Here is a 13,655-nt window from a genome sequence, read left to right as displayed (position 1 = left end):
AATTCTCCGCAAAATCAGCGTAAAGAGAGATATTCCGCAACCGGGCCTAACGCGAGGGCGGGGATAAAGGTCAGGGCACCCACCAGCAAAACGGTGCCAATCAGCAGGCCGACGAACAGCGCGCCGTGAGTCGGTAACGTACCGGTGGTGGTCGGCTGGATCTTCTTATTCACCAGTGTTCCAGCGATCGCCATGACGGGAATAATCACGCCGAAACGTCCGATGAACATGCAGAACGCCAGCAAACAGTTCCAGAACGGCGAGTTGGCGCTTAATCCTGCAAAGGCGCTGCCGTTGTTGTTGGCGGCAGACGAAACGGCGTAAAGCACTTCGCTAAAGCCGTGAATGCCCGGGTTAAAGATGCCGTTGCGCCCGGCGTCGGTCATCAGCGCCAGCGCGGTACCGAGCAGCACAAGGGTGGGGGTGACCAGAATTGCCAGCGCGGTTAATTTCATTTCGCGGACGTCGATTTTTTTGCCGAGATACTCCGGCGTGCGACCGATCATTAGCCCGGCGATAAACACGGCGAGCAGAACGAACAACAGCATGCCGTACAGCCCCGAACCGACCCCACCGAAAACTACCTCGCCAATCTGCATCAGCCACATCGGGATCATGCCGCCGAGCGCGGTAAAAGAGTCGTGCATGGCGTTCACTGCCCCGCAGGAGGCCGCCGTGGTGACCACCGCATAGAGGCTGCTGGCAAGAATGCCGAAGCGGCTCTCTTTGCCTTCCAGGTTGATATTGCTGTTTGCCCCCAGCTGCATGAAGTGGCTGTTGCCGTTCCATTCGGCCCACATCACCAGTGCTACACAGACCACGAAGATCAACGACATCGCCCACAGCAGCGTACGTCCCTGGCGGCGATCGTTAACCACATCGCCAAAGGCGAAGCAGAGCGCGGCGGGGATCAGGAAGATCGCCAGCATCTGTACAAAATTGGTTAATGCCGTTGGGTTTTCAAACGGATGCGATGAGTTGGCGTTGAAGAAGCCGCCGCCGTTGGTGCCCAGCATCTTGATCGCTTCCTGCGACGCCACCGGCCCCATAGGAAGGAGTTCCCTGACCCCTTCAAGCGAGGTGTAAGGGGTATAAGGCAGCAGGTTTTGCAGAGTGCCTTGCTGAATAAAAAACAGGGCAATAATCAGCGCAACAGGCACCAGGATCCAAAGAGTGATGCGCGTGACATCAACCCAGGCGTTGCCGAGAGTGCTGACATTCTGACGGGCAAACGCGCGCGTCAGGGCGAAGATCACCGCGATACCGCTGGCCGCAGAAAGAAAGTTTTGCACGGTTAACCCGGCCATCTGGCTGAAGTAGCTGAGCGTGGTTTCACCGGCGTAAGACTGCCAGTTGGTGTTGGTGACAAAGCTGACCGCCGTGTTCAGCGCCAGATGCCAGGATAAACCCGGTAACTGCTGCGGGTTCAACGGCAGACTGCCCTGGAGCATCAGCAGCGTAAAGAGGGCAATAAGTCCCAGGATATTCAGAAGCAGTATCGCCATCAGGTACTGGCGCCAGTTCATTTCCCGGTCGCTGATACCTGAAATGCGCCAGAGCACGTTTTCAATATTTCGCGTGCCAGGCAATGGCACGTTGTTTATCAGCCGCGCCAGCGCTGTTCCCAGCGGCCTGGCGAGCACAAACAGTACCAGTAAAAAGCTGGCAATAAGCAAAAACGCCTGAGCAGCCATCAGAATGCCTCCGCATTAATCAGGGCATAAATCAGATAACCCAATAACAGGAACACCAGCACGATGCCGGCAATCAGACCTGCACTCACAATCCACCTCCGGGTGACTTTTGTTGTTGTACAAACGGTAGGATTTATGGCGCAAAGATTTCGCAAAAATCAGAAGGGCAGGTGTAAAAAAAGTATAAAAAGGGAAAGACCACAATTTAACTATTGGTAAGTAAATTGTTAACTTTTTTGTAACTTAATTACAGGCGGGAATGTAAATATTCACGAAATGAATGAAAATAAGTGGTCGGATGAGTAGTAAAATTACAAACAAAGCGGTATTATTTTAACCAGGTCACAGATTTCACATTTTCCAGAGACGGTTTCCGGCCAACTACAGGGGAGAAAATTATGGATCTTTATAAAGAGTTTCCGGCTCATATCATTTTCATGCGTCGCACTTTCGCCGTAGTGGCTGGCGTGCTGGCCCTGCCGGTGATGCTGTTCTGGAAAGATCGCGCACGTTTCTACAGTTACCTGCACCGCGTCTGGGCGAAAACCAGCGAGAAGCCGGTGTGGATGGATCAGGCCGAGAAAGCGACCTGCGATTTCTACTGATACGGTGTGACATCGTAGCCATAAAAAAACCGCCTACAGCAATGTGGCGGTTTTTTTGTCCCTCGGGATTCGCGGTCCGTTGGGTAATCTTGCAGCCCCTACCCGGGATTTTTATCATACCCTTCTTTAAAAAGTTCACAATCCACTTCACCTTTATAAATTCCTAATTTTACTGAAATAACTTACTTTTGGTGTTGGTGCTAATTATTATGCCACGTCCCTTTCCGCCATCTCGCAAATGGGCATCGGTCCTGGGAAAGGTGTATCCATAGCCGTAAAGCAGCCCACCTACCCGGGCTTGTGTCCACCGATTTATCACCGGTGGTGATAGGTGGAGCGGTTAGCAGCAGGGACCGCATAGTGAAACGCTATTTATGCATCGCGTTCATTGTCGCCAGCGCACTCGTTGTAAAGAGTGATAAACCGGATGTGTTTATTGCCTTTACCCTGATAGCGCAGGACAAGTAGCGTTAAGGCCGCCTTGGGCGGCCTTTTTTATTTCATCCCGTCTACACTTCATGGCAAAGTAGTTCAAAGCGTGCCTTTTTCCTTTTACGGCATGCCCTTACGGACATAATGGACAATTGCCAGGAGTTTTATGCCCACCCATCTGGTTTGGTTTCGCGCGGATTTACGCATTCACGACAACTTCGCTCTCGCGGCGGCCTGCCGCGCTAAAGACGCGAATGTGCTGGCACTGTTTATCGCCACGCCTGAACAGTGGCGGCAGCATGACATGGCGCCCCGGCAAGTGGCACTACTCAGCGCGTATCTGAATGACCTGCAACATTCACTGGCTGAAAAAGGCATTCCGCTGATCTATAAAGAGGCCCATGATTTCGCCGCGCAGCGCCAGACGGTGCAGGCAATCTGCCAGCAGCACGCAGTAACGCATCTTTATTACAACTATCAGTATGAATTCAACGAGCAACAGCGGGATCGTCAGCTGGAGAAAACCCTTGCGGGCGTGGTCTGTGAAGGCTTTGATGACAGCGTGATGCTCGCGCCGGGCAGCGTAATGACCGGTAACCACGAGATGTATAAAGTTTTCACGCCGTTTAAAAATGCCTTTATCAAACGCCTGAAAGAGGGACTACCTGAGTGCGTTACCGCCCCGACCGTGAGAGGGGAAACGATAACGGATCTGCCGGCGATCAGGCTGAATTATCCCCAGCAGTCGTTCGATGAAACAGTATTCCCCGCCAGCGAGAAAGCGGCTATCGCCCGGTTGCGTCAGTTCTGCACGCAGGGGGCGGCGGAGTACGAGGCGCGTCGGGATTTTCCAGCGACTGAAGGCACCAGCCGCTTGTCGGCCTGTTTAGCGCTGGGCGCGCTCTCTCCGCGCCAGTGTTTACATCGCCTGCTGGCGGAACAGCCTCAGGCCTTAGACGGGGGTGCGGGCGCAGTGTGGCTGAACGAACTGATCTGGCGTGAGTTTTATCGCCATCTGATGACGTATCATCCTGATTTGTGTAAACATCGGCCCTTTATTCGCTGGACCGAACAGGTACAGTGGCAGTCGAATGAGAAGCTGCTTAAAGCATGGCAGCGTGGGCTCACCGGCTTCCCGATTGTTGATGCGGCTATGCGGCAGCTCAATGAAACCGGGTGGATGCATAACCGTCTGCGTATGATTACCGCCAGCTTCCTGGTGAAGGATCTGCTTATCGACTGGCGAACCGGAGAGCGTTATTTTATCTCTCAGCTGATCGATGGCGATCTGGCGGCGAATAACGGCGGCTGGCAGTGGGCGGCCTCCACCGGAACGGATGCGGCTCCCTATTTTCGGATCTTCAATCCGACCACGCAGGGACAACGATTTGACGCCGACGGCGAGTTTATCCGTCGCTGGCTGCCGGAGCTTAAGGATGTCCCGGCCAAAGCCATTCATGAACCCTGGGTATGGGCGGATAAACAGCGTGTTACCCTGAACTATCCCCGTCCCATTGTCGACCATAAACAGGCGCGCGTCGCCACGCTGGCGGCGTACGAAGCCGCCCGAAAAGTTTGAGAGAATGATGATGAAAAACAGTGAACTGGAACGCCTGATTAACGAAAAACTCAACACGGCTTCGTTTAGCGACTACGGGCCGAATGGCTTGCAGGTGGAGGGGCGCGAGGCGGTGCAAAAAATCATCACCGGCGTAACGGCAAGCCAGGCGCTGCTGGATGAGGCGGTGCGTCAGGAAGCCGATGCGGTGATTGTCCACCACGGTTATTTCTGGAAAAACGAATCACCGATTATTCGCGGCATGAAGCGCAACCGACTTAAAACGCTGCTGGCGAATGACATCAATCTGTACGGCTATCACCTGCCGCTCGATGCGCATCCTGAACTGGGAAATAACGTTCAGCTTGCGCAGCTGCTGGGGATTACCGTGATGGGTGAAATTGAACCTCTGGTGCCGTGGGGCGAACTGTCGATGCCGGTTCCGGGTCTGGAGCTGGCTTCGTGGATCGAAGCGCGCCTGGGGCGTCGTCCGCTGTGGTGCGGCGACACCGGGCCGGATACCGTGAAGCGCGTGGCATGGTGCACCGGCGGCGGCCAGGGCTTTATTGACAGCGCGGCGCGTTTTGGTGTCGACGCCTTCATTACCGGCGAAGTCTCCGAGCAGACCATTCACTCAGCCCGTGAACAAGGCCTGCATTTTTACGCGGCGGGCCATCACGCCACCGAGCGTGGCGGCATCCGCGCCCTCAGCGAGTGGCTGACGGAAAATACCGATCTGGATGTGACGTTTATTGATATCCCTAATCCGGCCTGATGAGAGGTAGTTAAGTGCAGCGAGCGCGTTGTTATCTTCTGGGTGAAACCGCGGTAGTTCTGGAGCTTGAGCCTCCGGTGACGCTTGCCACGCAAAAGCGTATCTGGCGTCTGGCTCAGCGACTGCCCGAGCGACCCGGCGTGGTTGAAGCTATTCCGGGTATGAATAATATCACCGTGGTGCTGCGTGATCCGCACACGGGGGCGCTGGATGCCATTGAGCGTCTGCAACGCTGGTGGGAGGAGAGCGAGGCGCTGGAGCCGGAATCGCGAACGATTGAGATCCCGGTTGTCTATGGCGGCAAAGGTGGCCCTGACCTTGGCGTGGTGGCCGAACACTGTGGATTAACGGAGAAGCAGGTTGTGGAGCTGCATAGCTCAGTCGACTATGTTGTCTGGTTTTTGGGGTTTCAGCCGGGTTTCCCCTATCTGGGCGGGTTATCGCCCCAGCTGCATACGCCGCGCCGGGCTGAGCCGCGCCTGAGCGTACCGGCGGGCAGCGTGGCGATTGGTGGCGAGCAAACGGGAATTTATCCGCTCGCCTCACCGGGAGGCTGGCAGCTGATTGGGCACACGTCCACGCCGTTATTTGAACCAGGCCAGGACGCGCCCATACTCCTGCGTCCGGGGGATACCCTGCGCTTTATCCCGCAGAAGGAGGGGGTATGTTAACGCTTATTCGCGCAGGGCTTTACACCTCGGTACAGGATGCCGGGCGTTTTGGGCTGCGTCAGTCGGGCGTGAGCTTCTGCGGTGCGCTCGATCGCCCTTCGCTGGAGATTGCCAACCTGCTGGTAGGTAACGCAGGCAGCACGGCGGCGTTAGAAATTACGCTGGGTCAGTGCGTGATTGAGTTTGGTCAGGAAACCTGGTTTGCCTTAACCGGCGCGGGCTGTGACGCGACGCTGGACGGCAAAGCGGTGTGGACCGGCTGGCGATTGCGGGCGAAGGCCGGGCAGCGTCTGACGCTCAAGCGTCCTCTGCACGGCGTGCGCAGCTATCTTGCGGTGGCGGGGGGGATCGACGTGCCGGAGGTGTTGGGCTCATCCAGCACCGACCAGAAAGCGGGAATGGGCGGCCATGAAGGACGGCTGCTGCGTGACGGCGATCGTCTGCGAATAAAGACCTCAACGCGCCATTTCACCACCACGCAGGGCGTGAAACAGCTGCTGTGGGGGAACGTGATCCGCGCCTTACCAGGACCGGAATACCATGAGTTTGATGAAGCCGCGAAAGAGTCTTTCTGGCGCTCGCCGTGGAAGATCAGCCCGCAGAGTAACCGCATGGGTTACCGGCTTCAGGGCCAGCCGCTGACCCGCACGACTGACCGGGAGCTGCTTTCCCATGGTCTGTTGCCCGGGGTGATTCAGGTGCCGGGCAACGGGCAGCCCATCGTACTGATGAACGATGCGCAAACCACGGGGGGATATCCGCGTATTGCCTGCATTATCGAAGCGGATCGCTACCATCTGGCGCAAATTCCTCTCGGTCAGCCCATTCATTTTGTGCAGTGTTCGCTGGAGGAGGCGCTGAAAGCCCGGCAGGATCAGCAGCGTTATCTCGAACAGCTGGCGTGGAGGCTCGATGGTAAAGATTGATTTAAACGCCGATCTGGGGGAGGGCAGCAACGCCGATGCGGCGCTGATGACGCTGGTCTCCTCGGTGAATATCGCCTGCGGGTTTCATGCCGGCGATGCGCAGACCATGCTGGCGAGCGTGCGCAATGCCATGAAAAACGGCGTGGCGATTGGCGCTCACCCCAGCTTTCCCGACCGGGAAAACTTTGGTCGCACAGCGATGGATCTGCCGCCTGAGACGGTTTACGCGCAAATGCTCTACCAGATCGGCGCGCTGGAGACGATAGTGCGCGCTGAGAATGGCGTGTTGCGCCACGTCAAGCCGCACGGCATGCTCTATAACCAGGCGGCGAAAGATCCGGCGCTGGCGGATGCCATTGCCCGCGCGGTGCGGGACTGTAATCCACAACTGATTCTGGTAGGCCTGGCGGGCAGCGAGCTTATCCGTGCCGGAGAGCGGCTGGGGCTGACTACGCGGCAGGAAGTGTTTGCCGATCGGGGATACCTGCCGGACGGTAGCCTTGTTCCGCGTACGCAGGCCGGTGCGCTGATCACCGACGAAGGTAAAGCGCTGGCGCAGACGCTGGAGATGGTGCGCTTCGGGCGAGTAACCTCAACGGAGGGGACAACGGCAAACGTTCAGGCTGATACGGTGTGCTTACACGGTGACGGCGAGCATGCGCTCCAGTTTGCGCGACGCCTGCGGATGGCGTTCTCGGAAGAGGGCATTGTTGTCAGCGCAGAATAATCATGAAAGGACAATAACATGCCAGAAGGTCCGGAGATCCGGCGCGCGGCGGATAGCCTGGAGGCGGCGATAAAGGGCAAACCTCTGACACACGTCTGGTTTGCCTTTCCTCAACTCAAGCCGTTTGAATCGCAGCTGGTGGGGCAGACGGTGACCCACATTGAAACGCGCGGCAAGGCGTTACTCACCCACTTTTCCCATAACCTGACGTTATACAGCCATAATCAGCTTTACGGTGTCTGGCGGGTGGTGGAGGCGGACGAGCAGCCGCAAACGACCCGCGTGCTGCGCGTGCGGCTACAAACGGCGGATAAGGCGATCCTGCTTTACAGCGCCTCTGATATCGAAATGTTTACGCCGGAGCAGCTGCTGATGCATCCGTTCTTACAGCGGGTCGGGCCGGACGTGCTCGACATGCGTCTGACGGCAAGCGATGTGAAAGCCCGGTTGTTATCCCCCACATTCAGCAACCGGCAGTTTTCCGGGCTATTGCTCGATCAGGCATTTCTGGCGGGGCTGGGAAACTACCTGCGGGTGGAGATCCTCTGGGAAGTGGGGCTGGCGCCGCGTCACAAAGCGTCGCAGCTGAGCGATGAACAGCTGGAGGCGCTGTCGCACGCGTTACTGGATATTCCACGGCTGTCGTACAACACGCGCGGCGTGGTGGATGAGAACAAGCATCACGGGGCGCTGTTCCGCTTCAAGGTGTTTCATCGGGCAGGTAAAAAGTGTGAGCGGTGCGGCGGGGTGATTGAGAAGGCGACGATCTCTTCCAGGCCGTTTTACTGGTGTCCTGGGTGCCAGATGTAAAAAAGCCGGGTGGTGGCTACGCCTTACCCGGCCTACATCTCGCACTTGTAGGCCCGGCAAGCGAAGCGCCGCCGGGCGTGTTTTTAGCGCTTAATGTCAGACTTAAAATCACGCTGCTCGTAGCCGGTATACAGCTGACGAGGACGCGCGATTTTCATGCCTTCGCTGTGCATTTCGTTCCAGTGCGCAATCCAGCCCACGGTACGCGCCATGGCGAAGATTACGGTGAACATGGATGACGGAATGCCCATCGCTTTCAGAATAATGCCAGAGTAGAAATCGACGTTCGGGTAGAGTTTCTTCTCGATGAAGTACGGGTCGTTCAGCGCGATGTGTTCCAGCTCCATCGCCACTTCCAGCAGATCATCTTTGGTGCCCAGCTCTTTCAGCACTTCGTGGCAGGTCTCACGCATGACGGTCGCGCGCGGGTCGTAGTTTTTGTAAACACGGTGACCGAAGCCCATCAGACGGAAGGAGTCATTCTTGTCTTTCGCGCGGCGCACGAACTCAGGAATGTGCTCAACGGAGCTGATTTCTTCCAGCATCTTCAGTGCCGCTTCGTTCGCGCCGCCGTGCGCCGGTCCCCACAGGGAGGCGATGCCCGCAGCGATACAGGCGAACGGGTTCGCGCCGGAAGAGCCCGCGGTACGGACGGTAGAGGTCGAGGCGTTTTGTTCGTGGTCAGCGTGCAGGATCAGAATACGGTCCATTGCGCGTTCCAGCACCGGGTTCACTTCGTACTCTTCGCACGGCGTGGAGAACATCATACGCAGGAAGTTACCCGCGTAGGAGAGGTCGTTGCGTGGGTACACAAACGGCTGACCGATAGAGTATTTGTAACACATCGCCGCCATGGTAGGCATTTTAGACAGCAGACGGAACGCCGCGATATCACGGTGACGTGGGTTATTCACGTCCAGAGAATCGTGGTAGAACGCCGCCAGCGCACCGGTAATACCGCACATGACCGCCATCGGATGAGAGTCACGACGGAACGCATGGAACAGACGGGTAATCTGCTCATGGATCATGGTGTGACGGGTCACGGTGGTTTTAAATTCATCGTATTGGGCCTGCGTCGGTTTTTCGCCGTTCAGCAGGATGTAGCACACTTCCAGATAGTTGGATTCGGTGGCTAACTGATCGATGGGGAAGCCGCGATGGAGCAGGATACCTTCGTCACCGTCAATGTAGGTGATTTTGGATTCGCAAGATGCGGTGGAGGTGAATCCAGGGTCAAAGGTGAATACCCCTTTGGAACCCAGCGTACGGATATCAATAACATCCTGACCGAGCGTGCCTTTTAGCACATCCAGTTCAATAGCATCATCACCATTTAGGGTGAGTTTTGCCTTTGTATCAGCCATTTACGGTCTCCTTAGCGCCTTATGCTTAAGACTGCGCTTTACCGGATTTGCTTTCAGCTGTTAATCATCGTTACCAGATTGTTATTTGGCTTACCGCTCAGCTCACGAGGAGAAACCAGGGTACAGAGCTATGGCGCCTTGCAGGTAAACGAATGAAATATCAGTGAAACAACAGCAAATCAGCGTTTTTGCAGTCCGAATTATTCAAACCTGTATATCACTAATAACTGTCCTGATAACTTCGGTCAATACCATCACACTGTTACATAACTATTTGTCAGGTGAAAGAGAGACCTCATAACTTTTGCGCATTATATGCCTTTTCTGATGACGTTTGTAACAATATTGTTTAACATTTGTCAAATCAGATGATTAAAAATTAAAAAGATGTTGTTATCGTGACCCCGATCACTGTTCCAGAGAAAACCCAACAAACTGTATGTAGGTTAATTGTAATGATTTTGTGAACGGCCTATACTGCCGCCAGGTCTCCGGAACACCCTGCAATCCCGAGCCACCCAGCGTTGTAACGTGTCGTTTTAGCATTTGGAAGCAATGTTTTGCATGACGCGCAGTTATAGAAAAGGAACGCTGTCTGACCCGCATCGCAGTCCGGAGGAAGGAAACAATAAGAACAGCATGTGGGCGTTATTCATGATAAGAAATGTGAAAAAACAAAGACCTGTCAATCTGGATCTGAAAACGATCCGATTCCCTGTAACAGCAATAGCGTCCATTCTGCACCGTGTTTCTGGTGTGATTACGTTTGTGGCGGTCGGTATCTTGCTGTGGTTACTGGGAACCAGCCTCTCATCCCCTGAAGGATTCCTCCAGGCCTCAGCCATTATGAACAGCTTCTTCGTGAAATTTATCATGTGGGGCATTCTGACCGCGCTGGCCTATCACGTGGTTGGCGGCGTTCGCCATATGCTGATGGACTTTGGCTACCTGGAAGAGACGTTCGAGGCCGGTAAACGTACCGCTAACATTTCATTTGTGATCACTGTCGTGCTTTCACTTCTCGCAGGAGTTCTCGTATGGTAAGCAACGCCTCCGCATTAGGACGCAACGGCGTACATGACTTCATCCTGGTCCGTGCTACCGCCATCGTTCTCACCCTTTACATCATCTATATGATCGGTTTCTTCGCGACCAGCGGCACGCTGACGTGGGAAATCTGGAGTGGTTTCTTCGGATCGGCCTTCACCAAAGTGTTCACCCTGCTGGCCCTGTTCTCCATCCTTATTCATGCCTGGATCGGCATGTGGCAGGTGTTGACCGATTACGTTAAACCGCTGGCGATTCGCCTTCCGCTGCAACTGATTATTGTTGTTGCTCTGCTGGTTTACGTCATTTATGGATTTGTTGTGGTGTGGGGTGTGTAATGAAACTGCCAGTCAGAGAATTTGATGCTGTTGTGATTGGTGCGGGTGGCGCAGGTATGCGCGCCGCACTACAAATTTCCCAGAGCGGCCAGACCTGCGCGCTGCTCTCTAAAGTATTCCCGACCCGTTCCCACACTGTGTCTGCGCAGGGCGGTATCACCGTTGCGCTGGGTAATTCCCATGAAGATAACTGGGAATGGCATATGTACGATACGGTAAAAGGTTCCGATTACATCGGTGACCAGGATGCCATCGAATATATGTGTAAAACCGGCCCGGAAGCGATTCTGGAGCTGGACCACATGGGTCTGCCGTTCTCTCGTCTGGAAAATGGCACCATCTATCAGCGTCCGTTTGGCGGCCAGTCGAAAAACTTCGGCGGCGAGCAGGCGGCACGTACCGCAGCGGCGGCTGACCGTACCGGCCACGCGCTGCTGCACACGCTGTATCAGCAGAACCTGAAAAACCACACCACCATCTTCTCCGAGTGGTATGCGCTGGATCTGGTGAAAAACGCCGATGGCGCCGTGGTGGGATGTACCGCCCTGTGCATCGAAACCGGTGAAGTGGTCTACTTCAAAGCCCGCGCAACCGTGCTGGCGACCGGCGGCGCAGGCCGTATCTATCAGTCCACTACCAACGCCCATATCAACACCGGTGACGGCGTTGGGATGGCGATCCGCGCTGGCGTGCCGGTGCAGGACATGGAGATGTGGCAGTTCCACCCAACCGGTATCGCCGGTGCGGGCGTACTGGTGACAGAAGGCTGCCGTGGTGAAGGTGGTTACCTGCTGAACAAACATGGCGAGCGCTTCATGGAGCGTTATGCGCCAAACGCAAAAGACCTTGCGGGCCGTGACGTGGTGGCGCGTTCCATCATGATCGAAATCCGTGAAGGCCGCGGCTGTGACGGCCCTTGGGGTCCGCACGCGAAGCTGAAACTCGACCATCTGGGTAAAGAAGTGCTGGAATCCCGTCTGCCGGGCATTCTGGAACTGTCCCGCACCTTCGCTCACGTCGACCCGGTGAAAGAGCCAATTCCGGTTATCCCAACCTGTCACTACATGATGGGCGGTATTCCGACCAAAGTGACCGGTCAGGCGCTGACCGTGAACGAGCAGGGCGAAGACGTGGTCATCCCTGGCCTGTTCGCGGTAGGCGAAATTGCCTGCGTATCCGTGCACGGCGCAAACCGTCTGGGCGGCAACTCCCTGCTGGACCTGGTGGTATTTGGTCGTGCGGTGGGGCTGCATCTCCAGGAATCTATTGCCGAGCAGGGCGCGCTGCGTGATGCGACCGATGACGAAATAGATGCCTCTCTTGAGCGCCTCAATCGCTGGAACGGTAATCGTAACGGCGAAGATCCGGTGGAGATCCGTAAGGCGTTGCAAGAGTGTATGCAGCACAACTTCTCGGTATTCCGTGAAGGTGACGCGATGGCCAAAGGGCTTGAGCAGCTGAAAGCGATCCGCGAGCGTCTGAAGAATGCCCGTCTGGACGATACCTCAAGCGAGTTCAACACCCAGCGCGTGGAGTGCCTGGAGCTGGATAACCTGATGGAAACCGCGTTCGCCACTGCGATGTCGGCAAACTTCCGTACCGAAAGCCGTGGCGCCCATAGCCGCTTCGACTTCCCGGATCGTGATGACGAAAACTGGCTGTGCCATTCCCTGTATCTGCCAGAGTCGGAAACCATGACGCGTCGTAGCGTTAACATGGAACCGAAACTGCGTCCGGCGTTCCCGCCGAAGATTCGTACTTACTAATGCGGAGACAGGATAATGAAACTCGAATTCTCAGTTTATCGTTATAACCCGGATGTAGACGATGCTCCGCGTATGCAGGATTACACCCTCGAAGCGGAAGAAGGTCGTGACATGATGCTGCTGGATGCCTTAATCCAGCTGAAAGAGAAAGATCCTACGCTGTCGTTCCGCCGCTCCTGCCGTGAAGGGGTGTGTGGCTCTGACGGTGTAAACATGAACGGCAAAAACGGTCTGGCCTGTATTACGCCAATTTCAGCGCTACAGCGTTCTGGCCAGAAAATTGTGATCCGTCCTCTGCCTGGCCTGCCGGTCGTGCGTGATTTGGTGGTGGACATGGGGCAATTCTATGCACAATATGAGAAGATTAAGCCTTACTTATTGAATAATGGGCAAAATCCACCCGCTCGCGAGCACTTACAGTCTCCTGAGCAGCGTGAAAAACTCGATGGGTTGTACGAGTGTATTCTCTGTGCATGCTGTTCTACGTCATGCCCGTCATTCTGGTGGAACCCGGATAAATTTATCGGCCCTGCGGGTCTGCTGGCTGCCTATCGCTTCCTGATCGACAGCCGCGATACCGAAACCGAGAATCGTCTGGAAGGGCTAAGTGACGCTTTCAGCGTATTCCGCTGCCATAGCATCATGAACTGCGTCAGTGTGTGTCCTAAGGGGCTGAACCCGACGCGCGCCATCGGCCATATTAAGTCGATGTTGTTGCAGCGCAGTGCGTAAGTAACAACGCCGGATGGCGCTGCGCTTATCCGGCCTACGTAACAGTAGGCCCGGTAAGCGTAGCGTCACCGGGCAAATTGCAGAAACCTTTAAAAACTGCCAGATAAGTAAATAATCGAGACGTTCAGCGCGAGACAAGGCGCGGTTGAACGAATCCCCTGGAGCATAGTTGACTATGTGACTGGGGTGAGTGAAAGCCGCAACGCA

14 protein-coding genes are annotated in these 13,655 nt (G+C 55.6%); 11 read left to right on the top strand and 3 right to left on the bottom strand.

Annotated features, from left to right (window positions below):
* Positions 1–14 precede the first annotated feature (14 nt).
* Complete coding sequence (gene kdpA / locus ACJTMZ_RS06975) at positions 15–1,694, bottom strand: potassium-transporting ATPase subunit KdpA (protein ID WP_047365446.1); 1,680 nt, start codon at positions 1,692–1,694, stop codon at positions 15–17.
* Positions 1,694–1,783 (bottom strand): K(+)-transporting ATPase subunit F, encoded by a 90-nt coding sequence (kdpF, locus tag ACJTMZ_RS06970; RefSeq protein ID WP_003858638.1) that lies wholly within the window; start codon positions 1,781–1,783, stop codon positions 1,694–1,696. Before kdpF ends, kdpA begins: the two co-directional genes overlap by 1 nt.
* A gap of 309 nt (positions 1,784–2,092) precedes the next feature.
* Here kdpF and ACJTMZ_RS06965 point away from each other — a divergent pair, with 309 nt between their 5' ends.
* From ACJTMZ_RS06965 to nei, 7 genes are all read left to right on the top strand, one after another.
* Positions 2,093–2,299 carry a YbfA family protein gene (locus tag ACJTMZ_RS06965; RefSeq protein ID WP_003858637.1) on the top strand — a complete coding sequence of 69 codons (207 nt, stop codon included), beginning with the start codon at positions 2,093–2,095 and terminating at the stop codon, positions 2,297–2,299.
* Between the two features lie 598 nt (positions 2,300–2,897).
* Entirely contained in the window at positions 2,898–4,310 is a 1,413-nt protein-coding gene (phrB, locus tag ACJTMZ_RS06960) for a deoxyribodipyrimidine photo-lyase (protein ID WP_047365448.1), read from the top strand.
* Positions 4,311–4,320: 10 nt separating this feature from the next.
* Positions 4,321–5,064: a type 2 GTP cyclohydrolase I gene (locus ACJTMZ_RS06955; protein ID WP_026094364.1), complete on the top strand. Its 744-nt coding sequence runs from the start codon at positions 4,321–4,323 to the stop codon at positions 5,062–5,064.
* Between the two features lie 14 nt (positions 5,065–5,078).
* A complete protein-coding gene (gene pxpB, locus ACJTMZ_RS06950) occupies positions 5,079–5,735 on the top strand; it encodes a 5-oxoprolinase subunit PxpB (protein WP_047365450.1) in 657 nt (218 codons plus the stop codon).
* On the top strand, positions 5,729–6,661 hold the full coding sequence (gene pxpC, locus ACJTMZ_RS06945; protein ID WP_047365452.1) for a 5-oxoprolinase subunit PxpC: 933 nt from the start codon (positions 5,729–5,731) through the stop codon (positions 6,659–6,661). The genes pxpB and pxpC overlap by 7 nt, the downstream gene beginning before the upstream one ends.
* Positions 6,648–7,388, top strand: coding sequence for a 5-oxoprolinase subunit PxpA (gene pxpA, locus ACJTMZ_RS06940; RefSeq protein ID WP_047365466.1), 741 nt, complete (start codon positions 6,648–6,650; stop codon positions 7,386–7,388). Before pxpC ends, pxpA begins: the two co-directional genes overlap by 14 nt.
* Before the next feature lie 18 nt (positions 7,389–7,406).
* Positions 7,407–8,198 (top strand): endonuclease VIII, encoded by a 792-nt coding sequence (gene nei / locus ACJTMZ_RS06935; RefSeq protein ID WP_408626888.1) that lies wholly within the window; start codon positions 7,407–7,409, stop codon positions 8,196–8,198.
* 83 nt (positions 8,199–8,281) lie between these two features.
* On the opposite strand, the gene ACJTMZ_RS06930 is transcribed toward nei, so the two are convergent.
* Positions 8,282–9,565, bottom strand: a complete 1,284-nt coding sequence (locus ACJTMZ_RS06930) for a citrate synthase (RefSeq protein ID WP_006809584.1) — start codon at positions 9,563–9,565, stop codon at positions 8,282–8,284.
* Positions 9,566–10,204: 639 nt separating this feature from the next.
* Here ACJTMZ_RS06930 and sdhC point away from each other — a divergent pair.
* From sdhC to ACJTMZ_RS06910, 4 genes are read left to right on the top strand one after another with little or no spacing between them, the layout of a single operon-like run.
* On the top strand, positions 10,205–10,609 hold the full coding sequence (sdhC, locus tag ACJTMZ_RS06925) for a succinate dehydrogenase cytochrome b556 subunit (RefSeq protein ID WP_026080740.1): 405 nt from the start codon (positions 10,205–10,207) through the stop codon (positions 10,607–10,609).
* Positions 10,603–10,950 (top strand): succinate dehydrogenase membrane anchor subunit, encoded by a 348-nt coding sequence (sdhD, locus tag ACJTMZ_RS06920; RefSeq protein ID WP_003858621.1) that lies wholly within the window; start codon positions 10,603–10,605, stop codon positions 10,948–10,950. The genes sdhC and sdhD overlap by 7 nt, the downstream gene beginning before the upstream one ends.
* Positions 10,950–12,716 carry a succinate dehydrogenase flavoprotein subunit gene (sdhA, locus tag ACJTMZ_RS06915; RefSeq protein WP_003858619.1) on the top strand — a complete coding sequence of 589 codons (1,767 nt, stop codon included), beginning with the start codon at positions 10,950–10,952 and terminating at the stop codon, positions 12,714–12,716. Before sdhD ends, sdhA begins: the two co-directional genes overlap by 1 nt.
* A gap of 15 nt (positions 12,717–12,731) precedes the next feature.
* Positions 12,732–13,448: a succinate dehydrogenase iron-sulfur subunit gene (locus ACJTMZ_RS06910; RefSeq protein WP_023303307.1), complete on the top strand. Its 717-nt coding sequence runs from the start codon at positions 12,732–12,734 to the stop codon at positions 13,446–13,448.
* Positions 13,449–13,655: the final 207 nt, after the last annotated feature.

The organism is Enterobacter sp. DN (assembly GCF_046054285.1).
Classification (GTDB): Bacteria; Pseudomonadota; Gammaproteobacteria; order Enterobacterales; family Enterobacteriaceae; genus Enterobacter; species Enterobacter hormaechei_C.
This window is presented reverse-complemented; position numbering and strand designations above follow the sequence as displayed.